At 75.7% G+C, this 20,563-nt stretch carries 6 protein-coding genes; 5 read left to right on the forward strand and 1 reads right to left on the reverse strand.

Going from position 1 to position 20,563, the window contains the following annotated elements; genetic code table 11:
- The coding region (locus ACGF5C_RS00005; protein WP_393295050.1) for an acyltransferase domain-containing protein at positions 1–1,803 on the forward strand (1,803 nt) is incomplete at its 5' end.
- Positions 1,800–7,817, forward strand: a complete 6,018-nt coding sequence (locus ACGF5C_RS00010) for an amino acid adenylation domain-containing protein (RefSeq protein WP_393295053.1) — start codon at positions 1,800–1,802, stop codon at positions 7,815–7,817. The genes ACGF5C_RS00005 and ACGF5C_RS00010, both read left to right, overlap by 4 nt.
- A 13-nt stretch (positions 7,818–7,830) precedes the next feature.
- Here ACGF5C_RS00010 and ACGF5C_RS00015 read toward each other — a convergent pair whose 3' ends face one another.
- Positions 7,831–9,039: an RNA-guided endonuclease InsQ/TnpB family protein gene (locus tag ACGF5C_RS00015; protein WP_393295056.1), complete on the reverse strand. Its 1,209-nt coding sequence runs from the start codon at positions 9,037–9,039 to the stop codon at positions 7,831–7,833.
- A 108-nt stretch (positions 9,040–9,147) separates the two neighbouring features.
- Here ACGF5C_RS00015 and ACGF5C_RS00020 point away from each other — a divergent pair, with 108 nt between their 5' ends.
- The 3 genes from ACGF5C_RS00020 to ACGF5C_RS00030 are packed head-to-tail and all read left to right on the forward strand — an operon-like array spanning position 9,148 to position 20,562.
- Positions 9,148–16,236: an SDR family NAD(P)-dependent oxidoreductase gene (locus ACGF5C_RS00020; protein WP_393295059.1), complete on the forward strand. Its 7,089-nt coding sequence runs from the start codon at positions 9,148–9,150 to the stop codon at positions 16,234–16,236.
- On the forward strand, positions 16,233–19,445 hold the full coding sequence (locus tag ACGF5C_RS00025) for an amino acid adenylation domain-containing protein (protein ID WP_393295062.1): 3,213 nt from the start codon (positions 16,233–16,235) through the stop codon (positions 19,443–19,445). Before ACGF5C_RS00020 ends, ACGF5C_RS00025 begins: the two co-directional genes overlap by 4 nt.
- Positions 19,408–20,562, forward strand: coding sequence for a hypothetical protein (locus ACGF5C_RS00030; RefSeq protein ID WP_393295065.1), 1,155 nt, complete (start codon positions 19,408–19,410; stop codon positions 20,560–20,562). The genes ACGF5C_RS00025 and ACGF5C_RS00030 overlap by 38 nt, the downstream gene beginning before the upstream one ends.
- The last annotated feature ends 1 nt before the right edge of the window (position 20,563 follow it).

The following is a 20,563-nucleotide window of genomic DNA, read 5'->3' on the forward strand; positions in this document are numbered from 1 at the left end:
GCGGGTGGGGTGCGGGGTTGGCAGGTGGTGGTGGTGTCGGGGCGGACGCCGTCGGCGTTGGTGGAGGTGGGTCGTCGGGTCGGTGGGGTGTTGGCTGACGGCCGCGTGGGGTTGGCTGATGTGGCGTACACGTTGCAGGTGGGTCGTCGGCATTTCGAGCGCCGGCGGGCGGTGGTCTGCCGCGACGCCACCCAGGCCGCGGCCGCGCTGACCGCGCCCCCGACCAGCACCGTCGACTTCCGGCCCGGCCGCAAGGTCGCCTTCCTCTTCCCCGGCGGCGGCAGCCAGTACGTCGGCATGGGCCGCCAGCTCCACGCCACCGAGCCGGTCTTCGCCGAGCACCTGGACCGCTGCGCCGACCTGGCCCTCGCCCGGCTCGGTTTCGACCTGCGCGACGTGGTCCGCGCCCCCGACGGCGACCGGGCCGTGCAGGAGTTCCTCGGCACGTCCGCCGGGGTCACCACCGCCCTGTTCGCCGTCGAGTACGCGCTGGCCAAGCTGTGGGAGTCGTGGGGCGTGCGCCCCGACGCCATGCTCGGGCACAGCAGCGGCGAGTACGTGGCTGCCTGCCTGGCCGGCGTCTTCGACCTCGCCGACGCCATCGACACCGTGGCCCTGCGCGGCCAGCTCATCGACCGGCTGCCCGGCGGCGCCATGCTCGCCGTCTCGCTGCCGGAGGACGAACTCGCCGCCCGGCTGGGACCGGAACTCTCCATCGCCGCGGTGAACGCCCCCGGCCAGTGCACCGTCTCCGGCCTGGTGGGGCCGGTGCAGGAACTGGCCGACCGGCTCGCCGCCGACGGGGTGGACTTCCGCCGGCTGCACGTGCAGACCCTCGGCCACTCGGTGGCCATGGAGCCGGTGCTCGACGAGTTCCGCGCCCACGTCGCCGGCCTCACCCTCCGTGAGCCGTCGCTGTCGTACGTCTCCAACGTCACCGGCGCCTGGATCACCCCGGCCGAGGCCACCGACCCCGACTACTGGGTGCGGCACCTGCGCGGCACCGTCCGCTTCGCCGACGGGGTGCGGACCCTGCTCGCCGGCTCCGCCGACCGGATGCTGGTCGAGGTCGGCCCCGGCACGGTGCTCGGCGCGCTGGTGGGGGCGAACGGCGACGGCGCGGCCCCGCCGGTCCTGCCGTCCGTCCGCCACCCCCGCGACTCGCAGCCGGACCAGGCGTTCCTGCTGGCGACCCTGGCCCGGCTCTGGGAGTCCGGCGTGGACGTCGACTGGGAGTCCTTCGCGGCCGGCCAGCCCTGCCGCCGGGTGTCCCTGCCGACCTACCCGTTCGAGCGCCGCCGCTACTGGATCGACGTGCCGGAGGACGGCCCCGTGCCGGTGCAGGACGACTCGGTCGCCCTGCGCCGGGCGCCGGAGCCGGTGGACGCCGGCCCGACCAGCCTCGACGTGGACCTCGGCAGCACCCTGCACCAGCGCCCCCACCTGACCACCGAGTACGTGGCGCCCCGCGACGACCTGGAGGAGTCCATCGCCGCCGCCTGGCGCGAGCTGCTCGGCTTCGAGACCGTCGGCGTGCACGACAACTTCTTCGCCCTCGGCGGCAGCTCACTGCTGACCACCCGCCTGGTCACCCGGCTGCGGGAACGCTTCGCGGTGGACCTGCCGCTGGAGGAGCTGTTCAGGGCGCACACCGTCGCCGCCCAGGCCACCATCATCCGCACGCTTCAGGACGCGGAGCCCGGGCCGGACGGCGGCGACCCGGACGGGAGGCGGTCCCCCGGGGCGGACGGAACCGCGTCCTCCGCAGCCGACAGCGCCGGGCCGGACGGGACCGCGCGATGAGCGTCGACGAGCAGCGCGGGGCGCGCCCCGCCCACGCGTTGTCCCCGGCCAAGCAGGCGTTGCTGTCGGCCTGGTCCAAGGGGCGGCGCGGCAACCGCGACGAGATCCCCCGCCGGGGCGACGGCGGTCCCGCCCCGCTCTCCTTCTCCCAGCAGCGCCTCTGGTTCCTCGAACGGATGGTGCCGGACAGCCCGGCGTACAACACGCCGATGGCGGTCGAGCTGCGCGGGCCGCTGGACGTGGCGGCGCTGCGGGACAGCGTGCAGCGCATCGTCGACCGGCACGAGGCGCTGCGCACCACCATCCGGGAGGCCGACGGCGAGCCGGTTCAGGTGGTCTCGCCGCCGGCGGCCGTCGACCTGCCGGTGACCGACCTGACCGGGCTGAGCGAGGCCGAGCGCGACGAGCGCGTACGCCAGGCCCTCCAGGAGGAGGCCCGGCGGACCTTCGTGCTGGCGGTCGGGCCGCTGGTCCGGTTCGGGCTGTTCCGGCTCGCCCCGGACCGGCACGTCTTCCTGGTCAACTGGAGCCACCTGATCGCCGACGGCTGGTCGGGTCGGGTGTTCTCGCGGGAGCTGGCCGAGTGCTACTCCGCGCTGGTCACCGGCGGCACGCCCCGGCTGCCCGAGCTGAAGCTCCAGTACGCCGACTACGCGGTCTGGCAGCGGGCCCAGATGTCCGGGCCGACGCTGGCCCGGCAGGTGCGCTACTGGCGGGACCGCCTCGCCGGGATCCCGGCGCTGCTGGAACTGCCCACCGACCGGCCCCGGCCCACCGTGCAGAGCTTCCGCGGCGACACCCTCCGGTTCACCGTCGACGAGCGGCTCACCGGGCGGCTGCGCGCGCTCTGCGCCGGCACCGACAGCACGCTGTTCATGGTGCTGCTCGCCGCCTTCACGGTGGTGCTCTCCCGCTGGTCCGGGCAGCCCGACGTGGTCGTCGGCACGCCGGTGGCCAACCGCAACCGCCCCGAGTTGGAGGACCTGTTCGGCTTCTTCGCCAACACCCTGGCGCTGCGGACCACGGTGGCCGGCGACCCGACCTTCCGGCAGCTGCTGACCCGGGTCGGCGCCGACGTGTCGACCGACTTCGCCCACCAGGACCTGCCGTTCGAGAAGCTGGTCGACGAGCTGCAACCCGAGCGCAGCACCAGCCACAACCCGGTGTTCCAGGTGATGCTCGCGCTGAACAACACCCCGCCGCCGCGCGTCGACCTGACCGCCGACACCCAGCTCGTCGGGCTGGTCGAGGGGGACACGGGGTCGGCGAAGTTCGACCTGTGGCTGTCCCTGGCGGACGCCGGGGACACGCTGCCCGGCGGGCTGGAGTACGCCACCGACCTGTTCGACCGGGACACCGTCGAGCGGATCCTGGCCAGCCTGCTGCGCCTGCTCGACCAGGTCTGCGCCGACCCCGACGCCCCGCTGTCCCGGCTGGAGTTGACCGATGGCGAGGAACGCGACCGGGTCCTGCGGGCGTGGAACGACACCGCCGCCCCGGAACCCGCGCCGCGCGTCCTGCACGAGCTGATCGCCGAGCAGGTCCGGCGCACCCCCGGGCACGTCGCCGTCCGGCTCGACGACCGGTCGCTGACCTACGCCGAGCTGGACCGGCGCGGCAACCGGCTGGCCCACCGGCTGCGGCGGCACGGGGTGGGACCGGACAGCCGGGTCGCCGTCTGCCTCGACCGCTCGCCGGAACTGCTGGTGGCTCTGCTGGGCGTGCTCAAGGCCGGCGGCTGCTACGTGCCACTGGACCCGGAGCACCCACCCGCGCGGCTGGCCTACCTGCTCGCCGACTGCGGCGCGCAGATCGTGCTGACCGGCGACGGCGGGCGGGACGTGCTGCCCGCCGACGCGCCGCCGGCGATCGACCTGCACCGCGACGACTGCGCCGAGGAGCCCGAGCAGGCCCCGGCCAGCGGGGTCACCGAGGACGACCTGACGTACGTGATCTACACCTCCGGCTCCACCGGGATGCCGAAGGGGGTGATGAACAGCCACCGCGCCGTGGTGAACCGGCTGCGCTGGATGCAGCGCCGCTTCGAGCTGACCGCCGGCGAGGCGGTGCTGCAGAAGACCCCTGCCAGCTTCGACGTCTCGGTGTGGGAGTTCTTCTGGCCGCTGCTGGTCGGCGCGACCGTCACCATGGCCCGCCCCGACGGGCACCGCGACCCCGGCTACCTGGTCGACCTGATCAACGACCAGCGGATCACCACCGTCCACTTCGTGCCGTCGATGCTCCGGCTCTTCCTCGACGAGCCGCGCTCGGCCACCTGCACCGGGCTGCGCCGGGTGGTGTGCAGCGGCGAGGCGCTGCCCCGCGACCTGGTCCGCCGCCTCCAGGAGCGGCTGCCCGCCCGGCTCGACAACCTGTACGGCCCGACCGAGGCCGCCGTGGACGTCACCGCCTACCGGTGCCCGCCGGGGGAGGACGCCACCGACGTGTCGATCGGTGCCCCCGTCGACAACACCAGCATCTACGTGCTGGACCCGACCGGCCGGCCGGTGCCGGTCGGCGTGCCCGGCGAGCTGTGCATCGGCGGCATTCAGGTGGCCCGCGGCTACCAGGGCCGGCCCGCGCTGACCGCCGAGCGGTTCGTCCCCGACCCGTTCACCGACCGCCCCGGTGCCCGGATGTACCGCACCGGCGACATCGTCCGGTGGCGGCCCGGGGGCACCCTGTCCTACCTCGGGCGGGAGGACCTCCAGGTCAAGCTCGGAGGGATCCGCTTCGAGCTGGGCGAGATCGAGGCGGCCCTGCGGGAGCACCCCACCGTCCGGGACGCGGTGGTCACCGTGCGCCGCGACGCCGCCGGCGGGGAGGCCGGCGAGGGCCAGCTCGTGGCGTACGTGGTGCCCCGCTCCGGGGAGCAGCCGGAGCCGGTCGACCCGGACGAGCCCCCGGCGACCGGAGACGTCGACGGCACCGTGCACCAGTGGGCGCGGGTCTTCGACGAGGCGTACACCGAACCGGAGACCGCCGACGCGGCGGACAGCAACTTCTCCAGCTGGAACAGCAGCTACACCGACGCCCCGATCCCGCCCGACGAGATGCGGCGGTGGGTCGACGAGACCGTCGCCCTGGCCCTGGCGGAGCCGCCCGGCCGGGTCCTGGAGGTGGGCTGCGGGCTCGGCCTGCTCCTGCTGCGCATCGCGCCGCACGCCGCGTCGTACCACGGCACCGACATCTCCCGGTTCGCCCTCGGCCAGGTCCGCGCCGAGGTCCGGGCCCGCGGCCTGGCGGGCGTGACCCTCGACGAACGGGCCGCGCACGAGCTGGCGGACCTGCCCGCCGGGTCCTTCGACACCGTGCTGCTGAACTCGGTCGTGCAGTACTTCCCGGACGCCGACTACCTGCGGCAGGTGCTGGCGGAGGCCCGCCGGCTGGTCGCCCCGGGCGGCCGGATCGTCGTCGGCGACGTCCGCAGCCTGCCCCTGCTGGCCGACTTCCACCGTTCGGTGGAACTGCACCGGGCGGACCCGGACGCCGACCCGGCGGTGGTGCTCGCCCGGGCGGCCGCCCGGACGTGGCAGGAAGAGGAGCTGGCGCTGGACCCGGCGCTGTTCACCTCCCTCGGCGACACCCTGCCCGGCGTCGCCGCCGTCGAGGTGCGGCTCAAGCGCGGCGGCTACGACAACGAGCTGAGCCGGTTCCGCTACGACGTGGTCGTCCGCGTCGCCGCCGACCCGGCGGCGGACGGTCCGGCCGCACCGGAGCCGGCCGCCGACCCCCTCGGCTGGGAGGGTGACCTGGTCGGCCGGCTGCGCGACCGGCTCCGGGAGGAGCCGGTGGTCGCCGTGACCGGGATACCCAACGGCCGCCTCCGCGAGATCGCCGTCCTGCGGGCTGGCGACAGCGCCTGCCGGACGGTGGGTGAGCTGCGCGCCCGGGTCGACCGGGAGCCGCCCGGCGTCGACCCCGACGAGCTGTACCGGCTCGCCGACGAACTGGGCGTGGGCGTCGTCGTCGCCCCGTCGGCCGCCGATCCGACCCGGATCGACGCCCTGTTCCACCGCGCCGACGTGCGCCCGTCGTGGCCGCCGGCGCCCCCTGCGCGCGGCGGCGCGCTCGCGAACTGGCCCCGCCAGGCCCGGCTGATGGGCGAACTCGGCCCGCGCTGGCGGGCGCACCTGAAGGACCGGATCCCGCGCTACGCCGTGCCGGCGGTGTTCGTCCCGGTGCCCGGCATCCCGCTGAGCCTCAACGGCAAGGTGGACTGGTCGGACCTGCCGGCGCCGCCGCCGGCGGCGGCCCGGGACCGGAAAGCCCACGTCCCGCCGGCCGACGGCACCGAACAGCTCGTCGCCGACATCTGGGCGTCCGTCCTCGGCCTGGAACGGGTGAGCGCCACCGCCAACTACTTCGAGCTGGGCGGCGACTCGATCCGGGGCATCCGGGTGATGGCCCGGGCCAACGGGGCCGGCCTGCCGCTGGTGCCCCGCGACCTGTTCGCGCACCCGACGGTGGCGGAACTCGCGGCGGTCGCCGACGCCCGGCTCGCCGAGGGCGGCACCGTCGACGGGCCCGCCCCGGAGTCGCCGGGCGACTGGGGGCTGTCGGAGCGCGACCGGGCCCGGCGGGAGCGGCTGCTGGCCGACGCCGACGTGGCGGAGGTCTTCCCGCTGGCCCCGTACCAGGCGCACATGCTGCGCCGGCTCGTCGCCGACCCGCGTCCCGGCGAGTTCCTGGTGCAGCGTGTCGACACCCTGCGCGGCCCCATCGACGTGGACCTGCTGCGCCGCTGCTGGGCGGGGCTGGCCCGCCGGTACGCCCTGCTGCGGACCATGTTCGTCTGGGCCGACCTGGACGAGCCGCTCCAGGTGGTGCGGCGCGACGTCGAGTTGCCCTCCCGGTACGAGGACTGGACCGGGCTCACCGCCACCGAGCAGGACGCGGCGCTGGCCCGGTTCCTCCGCGAGGACCAGGCGGTGGGCTGCGCCCCCGACGACCCCGCCGGCATCCGGCTGTTCCTGGCCAAGGTCGACGAGGACGCCTACCGGACCGTGTTCAGCTTCAGCTACCTGCGGATGGAGGGCTGGAGCCTCAGCGTCTTCCTCAGCGACGTCATCGGTGAATACCATCGCCTGCTCGCCGGCGAGACCCCGCAGGCCGGCATGGACGTGCCGTTCAGCCGGTACGTCGACTGGCTGCGCCGGCGCGGCGTACCGGCCGACACGCCGGCGTTCTGGCGGGGCATGTTCGCCGGCGGGTGGTCGCCCACCCTGCTGGCCGCGTCCGCCCCCGACAACCAGGCCGGGGAGCGGAACGGCTACGCCCGGCAGCACATGCAGGTGGACGCGCGCGTCACCGAGGCGCTGCGGGACACCGCCCAGCGGCTGCGGATGCCCCCGAACACGCTGGTCCAGGCCGCCTGGGCGGCGCTGCTCGCCCGGTACGCCGGCCGCGACGAGGCCACCCTGGGGGTCTTCTTCAACGGCCGCCCCGCGGACCTGCCCGGCGTCGAGGACCTGACCGGGCCGACGATGAACGTGCTGCCGATGCGGGTGCGGCTGCCCGCGCCGGACCGGCCCGCCGTCGACCTGCTGTCGCACGTGATGACCGTCGGCGCCGACGCCGCCCACCACCAGTACGTGGCGCCGGAGCGGGTGGCGGAGTGGGCCGGCTGGCCGGCGGACGAGCCGATGTTCGACGCGTACCTGGTCTTCCAGAACCTCGACCCCACCCTGTTCGGCTCCACCGAGCGGGTCCCGACGTTCTTCAGCCGGCTGGCCGAGCCGTTCCGGCTCGACGTGATGCCGGGGGTGGAGCTGGGACTGATCCTGTCGTACCACCGGGACCTGCTGACCGACGAGGCCGCCGGCCGGGTGCTCGACGACCTCGTGGCGACGCTCGCGGCGATCACCGCCGACCCGTACCGGCCGGTCGCCGAGGTGCTCCGGCCGCCCGCGGCGCCCGCCGCCGCGAAGGTGCTGCTGGTGGAGGGCGAGCTGGGCGGCCACCAGATCAAGGACACGCCGTTCCCCGTCCCGGCGGCGGTGGAACCACGTTGACATCCTCCCCCGCCTAAAGGCGGGGGATTCCCACCCTCACAGGTTGGGGTTCCTGTTTCACCGCAGACCGCACGGAAGGAGGTCCTTCGTGTCTGACGTCCGCTCCGCAGGCGTTTTGCGTCTCGACCAGCCCGGCCGCGACGGCGATGTTCTGTGCGGCGTTGACGTCCCGGTCATGCCGGGTGCCGCAACCCGGACACGCCCAGTGGCGTGTGCCGAGGGAAAGCACGGCGAGCAGATGCCCGCACGCCGAACACGTCTTCGACGACGGGTACCAGCGGTCCACCACCGCGAGGGTACGGCCGTCGCGGTGCGCCTTGTAGGCGAGCAGAGTGCGGAATTCGGCCCAGCCCGTACGGGCGATCGCTTTGGCCAGGGACCGGTTGCGGACCATGTTCGCCACCGCCAGATCCTCCACCGCGATGGCCGCGAACCGGCGCACCAGGACGGTGGACTGCTGGTGGAGGAAATCCCGGCGCGCGTCGCGTACCCGCGAATGCGCCCGGGCCACTCTTTGCTTGGCTTTGGCGCGGTTGGCGGAGCCTTTCTGTCGGCGGGCCATCATCCGCTGATACCGCTTGAGTCGGCGCTCGCGCCGTTCCATGTGCCTGGGGTGGGGGATGCGTTCGCCGGTGGACAGCACCGCGAAGTCGGTCAGGCCGAGGTCCACGCCCACCACCCCACCCGTGGGCTCGGGTGCGGTGGGTGTGTCGACGTCGACGGCGAAGGTCACGAACCAGCGGCCGTCCGGGTCACGCGACACCGTCACCATCGTCGGATCCAACCCGGTCATGTCCACGTCGGGCCACGACCACACGAACCGCAGCACACCGGGTGTCTTTCCCAGCGACAGGTTCCCGCCGCGCAGCCGGAACGCCGACCGGGTGAAACTGGCGGACTGGCGGCCGTGCCGCGACTTGTACCGCGGATACCGGGCCCGTTTCTGGAAGAACGCGGTCATGGCGGTGTGCTGGTGCCGCAGGGTCTGCTGCAACGGCACCGACGACACCTCACCCAGAAACGCCAGGTCGGGCTGCTTCTTCATCTCCGTCAACGCCCGATCCGTCTCCGCGTACGAGGTCGATCTGCCCTCAACGTGCCAACGGGCATGACGGGCGGCGAGAGTGCGGTTCCAGACGACACGTACACACCCGAACGTGCGGTTCAGCACCGCCGCCTGCTCCGGTGTCGGGTACGCCCGACACCTGTACGCCGTCCGCACACGACGAATCTAACCAGAAAGGACAGTGATGGCTGACAACGCGTCCGCCATTCCTCCCCGCCCTGAAGGACGGGGCATCCTGGCGGTGATCCGGTGACGGAGGTGCCCATGTCCTGGATTGTGCCGATCGGCGCCGCCGACGCCGACGGGCTGCGCCGGCGGGCCGCCGAGGCCGCGGACCGGCTGGCCGCCGGGGCGGAGCCGACCGCGCAGGGCGCGCCGGCGGGCGCGGCGCACCGGCTGGTCGCCACCGGAGGGGACCGGGCGGCGCTGGTGGCCGCGCTGCGCTGCGCTGCCGCCGGGGAGCCCACCGACGGGGTACGCACGGCCACCGGCACCGACGTCCCGCGCCTGGCGATGGTGTTCTCCGGCGAGGGCACCCAGTGGGCCGGCATGGGCGACGGGCTGTCCGGGTGCGCCCCGTACGCCGACGCCCTGGACCGGTGCGACGCGGCCGTCCGGGCGCTCGGCGGCTGGTCCGTCACCGAGGAGATCCGCCGGCCGGGCGGGGCGAGCCGGCTCACCGAGACCGCCGTCGCCCAGCCGGCGATCGTCGCGGTGGAGATCGGCCTGCTCGCGCTGCTGGACAGCCTCGGCGTACGACCCGACGTGGTGATCGGGCACAGCCTCGGCGAGATCACCGCCGCGTACGCCGCCGGGGCGCTCGGCGTCGAGGACGCCATGGCGGTCGCGTACCACCAGGGCCGGATGTTGCAGCGGGCGACCGGCGGCGGCGGGATGCTCGCCGTCGGCCTCTCCGCCGAGCAGGCCACCCGGCTGCTCGCCGACCTGCCCGCCGGGCTGTCGCTGGCGGCGGTCAACGGTCCGGCGAGCGTGGTGCTCTCCGGGAGACGGTCCGCCCTGGACGCCGCCGTGGCGCGGCTGGCCGCGGACCGCGTGTTCCACCGCGACCTCGGCATCAACTACGCCTTCCACAGCCCCCAGATGGAGCCGTTCACCGGGGAACTGGTGGCGGACCTGCGACCGCTGCTGCGCAACGGCCCCACCACCACCGACATGGTCTCCACCGTCCACGGCGACCTGGTCGGCGGCGACCGGCTGGGCGCGGAGCACTGGGGGATGCTGTCCCGCCGGCCGGTACGCTTCCTCGACGCGGTGGCCTGCGCCGACGCCGCCGTCCACCTGGAGATCAGCCCCACCCCGGTGCTGCGCACGGCGTTGCTGCAGTGCCTGGGCGGACGGCCCGGCACCACCGTGCTGGGCTCGTTGCGCCCCGACCGGGACGCCGCCGAGGCGGTCCACGCGCTGGCCGCCGACCTCTACCTCGCCGGCCTGCCCGTGGCCTGGGACGCGCTGCCGGCCGTGACCCGGACCGCCGGCACCCCGGCCGTGGAGCCGGAGCGGGTGTCCGTCGGGTCGTCGGTCGTCGACCGGCTCCGCGCCGGCAGCCCGGCCGGGCTCGGCCACCGGGTCCGGGAGTACGTCGTCGACCGCGCGGCGGAGGTGCTGGGCCGCCACCGCTCCGAGATCCCCGCCGACGCGGGACTGTTCGCCCTCGGCTTCGACTCGCTGACCGCCGTCCGCCTCGCCGAGCGGCTCGCCGCCGAGCTGCGTCCGCACGTCCCGGTGGGGCCGACGGTGGCGTTCGACCACCCGACCGTCGCCGACCTCGCCGCCCACCTCACCGCCCGGCTCGGCGGCGGCGACGGGGACCGGCCGGCGTCCGGGCCGGCGGCGACTCCGGTCCGGACGGGCCCGGTGCCGGCGGCCGACGAGCCGATCGCCGTCGTCGGCATGGCCTGCCGGGTGCCCGGCGCCGACGGCCCGGACGAGTTCTGGCGGCTGCTGCGCGACGGCGTCGACGCCACCGCCCCATTGCCCCGCGACCGCTGGGACGCCGACGCGCTGCACGGCGACGACCCCCTCGAACCCGGCACCATCTATGCCCGCCGCGGCGGATTCCTGCCCACCGTGGACACCTTCGACGCCGACTTCTTCGGCATCTCCGCCGTGGAGGCGGAGAGCATGGATCCCCAGCAGCGGCTCCTGCTGGAGGTGGCCTGGGAGGCGCTGGAGCACGCCGGGATGCCGGCGGACCGGCTGCGCGGCACGCGCAGCGGCGTGTTCGCCGGCCTGTCCATCGACGACTACAAGGGACTCCAGATCGCCGACCCGGCCCGGATCGACGGCTACACCGGCACCGGGAACCTCTTCTGCGTGGCGGCCGGGCGGCTGTCGTACGTGCTCGGGCTGCGCGGGCCGTCGATGGCGGTCGACACCGGCTGCTCGTCGTCACTGGTCACCGTGCACCTGGCCGCCCAGGCGCTGCGGGCCGGCGAGTGCGACCTGGCGCTGGCCGGCGGCGCGCACCTGATGCTCGCCCCGGACATCACCCTGTTCCTCTGCCGTGCCGGCGCGCTCGCCCCCGACGGCCGGTGCAAGACCTTCGACGCGGCGGCGGACGGCTACTCCCGGGGCGAGGGCGCCGGGATGGTGGTGCTCAAGCGGCTCTCCGACGCGATCGCCGACGGCGACGACATCCACGCCGTGCTCGCCGGGTCCGCCGTCAACCACGACGGCGCCAGCAGCGGCCTGACCGTGCCGAACGGCACCGCCCAGCAGGAACTGCTGACCGACGCGCTCCGCGCCGCCGGTCTCGCCCCGGCCGACGTCGGCTACCTGGAGGCACACGGCACCGGCACCCTGCTCGGCGACCCGATCGAGCTGCGTGCCGCCGCCGACGTGCTGGGCCGGGACCGGCGCGAACCGCTGGTGGTCGGCTCGGTGAAGACGAACATCGGTCACCTGGAGGCGGCGGCCGGGGTGGTCGGCCTGATCAAGACGGTGTTGGCGCTGCGGCACCGGTGGATCCCCGCGCACCTGAACTTCCGCACCCCCAACCCCCGCCTGCCCTGGGACGACCTGCCCCTGTCGGTGGCCACCACCGGCCGGCCCTGGCCGGAGGGCCCGGACGGCCGGCCCCGGGTCGCCGGGGTCAGCTCGTTCGGCATCGGCGGCACCAACGCGCACGTCCTGCTGGCCGAACACCGCCCCGCGACGGGGCCGGCGGGCGGCGAGGAAAGCGGCGACGGCAGCGGCGACGCCCTGTTGCTGCCGCTGTCCGCCGGGTCGCCCGCCGCGCTGCGGGCCCTCGCCGGCCGCTACGCCGCCCACCTCGACCGGCACCCGGAACTCCCCGCGCCGGCCGTCTGCGCCGCCGCCGCCCGGTTCCGCGCCCCGCTGCGGCACCGCCTGGCCGTCACCGGCGCGGACCGGGAGGAGCTGCGCCACCACCTCGACCGGTACGCCCGGGGCCGGGCGGACGACCTCGTCGAGGGCGAGGTCCGCGCCGCCCCCCGGATCGCGTTCGTCTTCCCCGGCCAGGGCTGCCAGTACCCGGGCATGGGCCGGGAACTGTACGACACCGAGCCGGTGTTCCGCGCCGCCCTGCGCGAGTGCGCCGACGTCCTCGGTGAGCACCTGGGCGACGACCTGGTTCGGGTGCTCCACGACGGCGGTGAGCTGCTGCACCGCACCGGCTGGACCCAGCCGGCCGTCGTCGCCGTCGAGTACGCCCTGGCCCGGCTCTGGGGTTCCTGGGGCCTGGAGCCGGCGGTAGTCCTCGGCCACAGCGTCGGCGAGTACGCCGCGGCGTGCGTGGCCGGCGTGCTGCCGCTGGACGACGCGCTCCGGCTGGTGGCCGTACGGGCCCGCCTGATGGACGCGCTGCCCGCCGGCGGCCGGATGCTCGCCGTCGCGGCGGACGGGGCGGTCACGGAGGCTGTGCTGGCCCGGCACCCCGAGGTGTCCGTGGCGGCGTACAACGGCCCGGCCGAGACCGTCGTGTCGGGCCCGGCCGGTGCCGTCGAGAGCGTGACGCGGGCCCTGGACGACGCCGGTGTCCGGCACCGCGACCTGCGGGTGTCGCACGCGTTCCACTCGGCGCTGATGGACCCGGTCCTGGCCGAACTCGCCGCCGAGGCGGCCCGGGCCCGGCCGGCCGAGCCGCGCGTGGACGTGCTCTCCACGGTGACCGGGCGGCTGCTCGACGGGCCGATGGACGCCGACTACTGGTGCCGCAACGCCCGCGAGCCGGTGCGCTTCGCCGAGGCGGTGGGCCGCCTCGGCGAGCTGGACTGCGGGCTGGTGCTGGAGCTGGGCCCCGACCCGGTGCTGGGCACGCTCGCCCGCCGCGGGGCGCTCGTCCCCGGGGACGCCCGGTGGGTGCCGACGATGCGCCGGGGGCGCGGCGACCGCGCCGTGGCCCGGGACGCCCTCGGCGCCGCCTTCCGCGCGGGCGCGCCGGTGGCCTGGGAACGGGTGCACCCGGACGCCCGGCGGGTGCCGCTGCCGACGTACCCGTTCCAGCGGCGCCGCTTCTGGCGCGACACCCGCCTCGGGGTGGCCCGGTGCGCCGACACCGGCCCGCTCGGGGAGCGGCTGCGCTCACCCGCCCTCACTGGCAGCGTCTTCGAGCAGGTCGTCGGCCCCGAGCTGCCGGAGCGGCTGACCGACCACGGCCTCTTCGGCGCCACCGTCGTCTCGGCCGCCAACCACCTCGCCGCGATCCTCGCCGCGACCGCGGCCGACGGGGAACCGACCGCCGAGGTCACCGACGTGGCCTTCCCCGAGCCGCTCACCCTGACCGCCGGCGAACAGGCCCGGGTGCAGGTGCTGCTCGGCGCCCCGGACGGTCCCGGGAGGACCGCCGAGGTGGTCAGCGCGACCGGCACCGACCCGGGACGCTGGCGGGTGCACGCCACCGGAACCGTACGGCCGGCCGGCCCGACGCCGGCCGAACCCGCCCGTCCCCGCGACACCGCAGGCACCGAGGTGGCGGACCTGGAGGACCGGATGCGGGCCGCCGGCTACCGGCTGGGCCCCCGCTACCGGTGGCTGGAGTCGGTCGTGCGGCACGGCGACGAGGTCGACGCGACGCTGCGTCGCCCGCGCGTCGTGCCGCCGTCCACGCGACCGGAACCCGGCCTGCTCGACTCCTGCCTGCGCCTGGTCCTGGCGCTCGCCCCGCAGGCCCTGGCGACCGACGGACGCGGGCTGGCCGTCCCGGTCGGCGTCGACCGGCTCGCCTGGTACGCACCCGGGCCGACGGCCGCCGGGGACGACGACCTCACCTGCCGGGCCCGGCTGCGGTCGGCCACCCCCGACGGCGACGACCTCGTCCTCGACGTCACCCTGCGTGCCGCCGGCCGGGTCCGCCTGGTCGTCGACGGCCTGCGGCTGCGCCGGGTCCGCCGGGACGCGCTGCTGCGCGGGGCCGAGAACGGCGACCGGCTGCGCCACCGGATCGACTGGCGTCCCGCCGACCCGGCCCCGGAACGCCCGATCGACAGCACCGGCCGCTGGCTGCTCCTGGCCGACGGCGGGGGCGTCGCCGACCGGGTCGCGGCCGCCGTACGCGACGGCGGCGGAGGCTGCCGGTCGGTCGGGCCGGCGACGGTCGCCGACCACCCCGGCGGGTTGCCCGCCCTGCTGGCGGAGCCGGGACCGGAGCCGCTGCGCGGTGTCGCCCTGCTGTGGCCCCTCGACGACGGCCCCGGGGTGCCGGGCGGCGCCGGGGCGCTGCACGAGCGGCAGGCCCACGGCGCGCACGCCGCGCTGCACCTGCTGCACGCCCTGGCCGACCGGCACCCGACGGCCCGGCTGGTGCTCGTCACCCGCGGCTGCCAGCAGACCGACGACACCGGGCCGGTCGACCCCACCCACGCCGCCGTGTGGGGGCTGGGTCGGGTGGCGATGACCGAGCGGCCGGACGCCGACGTGGTCCTGGTCGACCTGGCGCCCGACGGCGACCCGGCCGCGGACGCCGCCGCCGTGCTCGCCGCGCTGACCGCCCCCGCCCCGCCGCCGCAGCAGGCCGTCCGCCCGACGGGGACGCTGGTGCCCCGGCTCCTGCCGGCACCGGCGGGCGGGCCGGAGACCCTGCCCGTGCACCAGGACGGCAGCTACCTCGTCACGGGCGGCACCGGCGGCCTCGGCCGCCGGGTCGCGGCCTGGCTGCTCGACCGGGGCGCGGGCCGGGTGTGGCTGCTGTCCCGGGGCGCCACGACCGTCGCGGGCGCGGAGCCCCTCCCGACCGGGGACGACCGGGTACGGACCCTGGTCTGCGACGTCACCGACCCGGTCGCGCTGGACCTGGCGGTGGCCGAGGCGCGGCGCGCCGGCCCGCCGCTGCGGGGCGTGGTGCACGCCGCCGGCGGCCTCGACGACGCCCCGCTCGGCGCGCAGACGCCCGACCGCCTCGACGTCCCGCTCCGGCCGAAGCTGGCCGCCGCGCACCTGCACCTCGCCACCCTCCACGACCAGCTCGACTTCTTCGTGCTGTTCTCCTCGCTGGCCGGGGTGGTGGGCACCGCAGGCCAGGCCGGGTACGCCGCCGGCAACGCCTTCCTCGACGCCCTCGCCGGCCACCGGCGCGCCCTCGGCCTGCCGGCGGTCAGCATCGCCTGGGGCCCGTGGGCGGAGACCGGGATGGCGGCCCGGCTGGGCGCCCGCGAGCGGGACCGGCTGGCCGCGTTCGGCCTGCACCCCCTCGACCCGGCCGCCGGGCTGGACGTGCTGGCCCGGTCCGCGTCCGGGCCGCCGTGCCTGGTGGTCGCGGACGCCGACTGGTCCCGGCTCGCCGGGCACCTGCCGGAGCGGTGGCGGCCGGGCCTCTACGCCGAACTGGTCGACGCGGCCCCGACGACGACCCGGGCCGCCGGGCCGGGATCGGGCCGTCCCCACCGGGCGCCGGAGAGCCCGCGCGAGCAGATTCTCGCCGAGATCTGGGCGGAGATCTTCCGGGTCGACCGCGTCGGCGTCACCGACAACTTCTTCGACCTCGGGGGCGACTCGATCCTCAGCCTCCGGCTGGTCGGGGCCGCCCGCCGGGCGGGCCTGCGCATCGCCGAGGCCGACGTCTTCGCCCACCCGACCGTCCGGGACCTCGCCGCCGTCGCCACCGACGACCGGGAAGCCGAGGACCGGGCGGCCGGCGACCGGGGAGGCGGCGGGCGCGTGGACGCCGACGCTGCGCCGGGGCCCGGTGGGCCGGGCGGGGAGCGGGCGCCGGCCGGGACAGGCCGCCGCAAACCGGCCGACCTGGCCGCCTTCGCCGACGCCCAGCTGGACGCGAGCGACCTGACCGCGCTGGCCGCGCAACTGGCCGGGGCGAGCTCCGGCCGGCCGAACGGACGTCCCACCGCACCCGAGACGCTGAGGAAGGACAAGCCTTGACGGTTCCCGGAGTCGACAACATCTACCGGTTGTCGTACATGCAGGAAGGGCTGCTGTCGCACAGCCTCGCCGACCCCCGGGCGGCCTTCTACGTGGACCAGGTCGAGTACCGGCTGCACGGGCCGGTCGACCCGGACCTGCTGCTCGCGGCGTGGCAGGCGCTCACGCAGCGGCACGCGGTGCTGCGCACGTCGTTCCACTGGGAGGACATCAAGCAGCCCGTCCAGGTGGTCCGGGACCACGTCGAGGTGCCCATGGAGACCCTCGACTGGCGGGACGTGCCGGCCGCGGACCTGCCGGCGCGGCTGGAGGAGCGGCTGCGCGCCGACCGGCTCCAGGGGTTCGACGTCCAGCAGCCGCCGCTGGTCCGGCTGACCCTGATCCGCACCGGCGAGGAGGACTACACGTTCGTCCTGCGCTACCACCACCTGCTGCTGGACGCGTGGTCGGCGCTGATGGTGCTCGACGAGGCGTTCGCCAACTACGACACCCTGGCCGGCGGGCGGCCCCTGGAAACCCGGCCGGCGACCTCCTTCCACGAGTACGTCGGCTGGGTGCGGGCCCAGGACCTCGACGCGGCCGGGCAGGCGTGGCGGGAGGCGCTGCGCGGCGTCACCGACTCGACCACCCCGGCGTGGATCCGCCCGCCGGACGGCAGCGCCCCGGAGCCGTCCGGTCGGGACAACCCGGAGCAGGTGCTGCACGTGCCGGCGGAGACCGTGGCCGCCCTGCGCGAGCTCGGCCGGCGCCGGGAGGTCACCCTCGGTTCGTTGCTGCAGACCTGCTGGGCGCTGGTCCTGAGGGCGCACAGCGGGCGCGACGACGTCGTCTTCGGGGGCACGCTGTCCAGCCGCCCGTCGGACGTGCCGGGGGTGGAACAGACCGCCGGCCTGTTCATCAACACGCTGCCGGTGCGGGTCCGCTTCGACCCGGCCCGCTCCGTCCTCGCCACGGCCGTCGCCCTGCAACACGAACAGGCGGCGTTGCGCCGGTACGACTTCAGCCCGCTGGAGCAGGTGCAGCGGTGGAGCGAGGTGCCCCCGGGCCTGCCCCTGTTCGACACCATCATGACGGTGCTCAACCTGCCCGGGGTGGGCGTGCTGCACCGGCGCAGCGGCGCGGTCGAGATCCGCGACGGGCAGTACCGCTACCGGACCAACTACCCGCTGTCGGTGCTGGTGATCCCCGAGGGCGAGCGGCTGGCCGTCCGGGTCGGCTACGACCCCCGACGGGTCGGCCACGACGCCGTCGCCCGGCTGCTCGGGCACCTCGCGACGGTGCTCGACACCGTGGCGACGCGGCCGGACACGCCGGTGCGCGACGTGGACGTGCTGACCGACGCCGAGCGCGCCCTGGTGGCCGGCTGGAGCGGGACGTCCGCGCCGTACCCGGACGGGACAACCGTGCACGGGCTCGTCGAGGAGCAGGCCGACCTGGGCGGCGAGCGGGTCGCGCTGCGCGCCGGCGGCGAGTCGGTCACCTACGGGGAACTGGACCGCCGGGCCAACCAGCTCGGCCGGCACCTGCGCGGCCTGGGCGTGCGCCCGGACACGCCGGTCGGGCTGTGCCTGGGGCGTACCCCGGAACTGGTCGTGGCGATGCTCGCCGTGCTCAAGGCGGGCGGCTACTTCGTCGCGCTGGACCCCGACCACCCGCCGGCCCGGCTGGCCGACATCCTCGCCGACGCCGGTGTCGCGGTGGTGGTCAGCGACCGCCGCCACCGCGCCGGCGTGCCGCGCGCCGGGGTGGAGACCGTCCTGCTGGACGCGCACCGCAACCGGTACGCCGACCTGCCCGACGACCGGCTGTCCGCCTCGGCCGGTCCCGACGACCTGGCCTACTCCATCTACACCTCCGGGTCGACCGGCCGGCCCAAGGGCGTGCTCGTGCCGCACCGGGGGCTGTGCAACGTGATCGCGGCCCAGCGCGCCCTCTTCGGGCTGGGCCCGGACGACCGGGTGCTGCAGTGGGCGTCGCCGACGTTCGACGCGTCGGTCTTCGACGTGGCCATGGCCCTCGGCGCGGGCGCCACCCTGCACCTCGCCCCGGCCGAGCGGGTGGCGCCGGGGCCGGACCTGCGGGACCTGCTCGCCACCGAGCGGATCACCGCGCTGACCATCACCCCGTCGGCCCTGGCGGCCGTGCCGGTCGCGGCCCTGCCGGAGCTGCGCACCCTCGTCCTCGCCGGCGAGGCGCTGCCCGCTTCGCTGGTGCGGCAGTGGCGCACCCCGGGGCGCCGGGTCTTCAACGCGTACGGCCCGACGGAGGCGACGATCTGGGTCTCGGTGCACGAGTGCGGCCCCGAGGACGAGGCCCCGCCCATCGGCCGGCCGATCCCGAACGTCACGGTCCGGGTGCTGGACGCCTCGGGCCGTCCGGTCGGCGTCGGCGTCCCCGGCGAGCTGCACGTGGGCGGCGCCGGACTGGCCCGGGGGTACGCCGGGCGCCCCGAGCTGACCACGCAGCGGTTCGTGCCGGACCCGTTCGGTCCGCCCGGTGCCCGCCTCTACCGCTCCGGCGACCTGGTGCGCTGGACCGAGGACGGTGCGCTGCGCTTCCTCGGCCGCACCGACCAGCAGGTCAAGGTACGCGGCCTGCGGATCGAGACCGGCGAGGTGGAGGCGGTGCTGCGCCGGCACGACGACGTGGCCGAGTGCGCGGTGGTGGCCCGCGCCTCGGACGGCTCGGAGGGCACGCCGGACACCCTGGTGGCGTACGTGGTGCCGGCCGGCGCGGCGCGGGTCGACGCGGTGAAGCTGCTCGCGCACTGCGCGCAGGTGCTCCCGGAGTACATGTTGCCCGGTGCCGTCGTGCCGCTCGACCGGCTGCCGCTGACCAGCAGCGGGAAGCTCGACGTGCGCGCCCTGCCGTCGCCGCGCGACCTGGCCCGGGAGGAGGAGGCACCGGCCGAGATGACGGTCACCGAGCAGGCCGTGGCGACGCTCTGGGGCCAGGTGCTCCAGGTGGAGGGCCTCGGCCCGGACGGTGACTTCTTCGCGCTCGGCGGGACCTCGATCAAGGCCACCCAGGTGGTGTCGCGGGCCCGCCGGGCGTGGCAGGTCGACCTGCCGATCCGCAGCGTGTTCGAGAACCGCACGGTGACGGCGTTCGCCGCCGCCGTGGAACAGGCGCTGGCCGCCCAGATGGATGACGACGATCAGGAGGTGCAGGATGGCGACGACCAAGGCGTGGGTGCTGCATGCCACTGAACCGGGGAGCGAGCCGACCCGGGGACAGTTGACGCTGGAGCAGATTCCGGTGCGCCGGCCCGAGGAGGGCGAGGTCCTCGTCGAGCCGCTGGTGGGCTGCTGGGAAGCCAACATGGAGCACGCGATCTCCCGGCACCCGGTGGACGTGGCGCGGCAGCGGGGCGACGACAAGATCGTCCTCGGCACCTGCGGCGTGGTCCGGGTGCTCGCGGCCGGGCCCGGCGTGCGGGGCCTGCGCGAGGGCCAGGAGTGCCTGTGGATCCCGTTCGGGGTGATCGACCGCAACGGCTACGCCGAGCGGATCTGCGCGTACGACGCCCCCGGCTCGCCTGGACTGCTGTGCGGGCGGTTCGTCACGGAGGCGCGGCTGCTGGTGCCCCTGCCGGAGCAGGGCCGCCACCCGATCGAGCGCTGGGCGCCGTTCGCCCGGTACTTCACCGCCTGGGACAACTGGCGGGTGGCCCGGCGCTGCTGGGAGGCGCAGGTCGACGACCACTGGGACGAGCCGCCGCTGGTCCTCGGCTGGGGCGGCGGCGTGGTCTGGGCGCAGCTGGAGCTGGCCCGCCGGGACGGCTTCCGCACGGCCATGGTGTCCGGCCGCGACACCCGGCTGGCCGCGATCGCCGCCTCCGGCGCCGCCCCGGTCGACCGCCGCGAGTTCCCGGACCTGGACTACGACGTGGCGAAGGCCTCCGGCGACCCGGACGCGCTGGACCGGCACAAGGATTCCAAGCGGCGCTTCGTCGAGCGGGTGATGGAGCTCAGCGGCGGCCAGGGCGCCTCCATCTTCCTGGACAACATGGGCGGTGGGCTGCACCGGGTGACGTTGCAGTCGCTGGCCCGCGAGAGCGTGCTCGCCACCGTCGGCTGGAAGCACGGCATGCGGCTGTCGAACCTGCGGGCGGTGGAGTGCATCGGCCGGCACATCCACGTGCACACCCACGCCTGGCGGTTCCAGGACTGCGCGCGGATCCGGGACGTGCAGGAGAGCACCGGCTGGTTGCCCGAGATCAACGAGCCGGTGGCCTCCTTCGACGCCATCCCGCAGTTGGCCGACGCCTACTCCCGGGACGCCTTCGACAGCTACTTCCCGCTGTACGAGGTCGCCCCCCGGTGAG

Source organism: Micromonospora sp. NPDC047620 (genome assembly GCF_043205005.1).
In the GTDB taxonomy this organism is placed as follows: domain Bacteria; phylum Actinomycetota; class Actinomycetes; order Mycobacteriales; family Micromonosporaceae; genus Micromonospora.

What these genes read in the sequence shown, in the direction of transcription:
- ACGF5C_RS00030 (WP_393295065.1), top strand. Translation starts at nt 19,408, where the DNA reads ATGGCGACGACCAAGGCGTGGGTGCTGCATGCCACTGAACCGGGGAGC.
- ACGF5C_RS00020 (WP_393295059.1), top strand. Translation starts at nt 9,148, where the DNA reads ATGTCCTGGATTGTGCCGATCGGCGCCGCCGACGCCGACGGGCTGCGC.
- ACGF5C_RS00010 (WP_393295053.1), top strand. Translation starts at nt 1,800, where the DNA reads ATGAGCGTCGACGAGCAGCGCGGGGCGCGCCCCGCCCACGCGTTGTCC.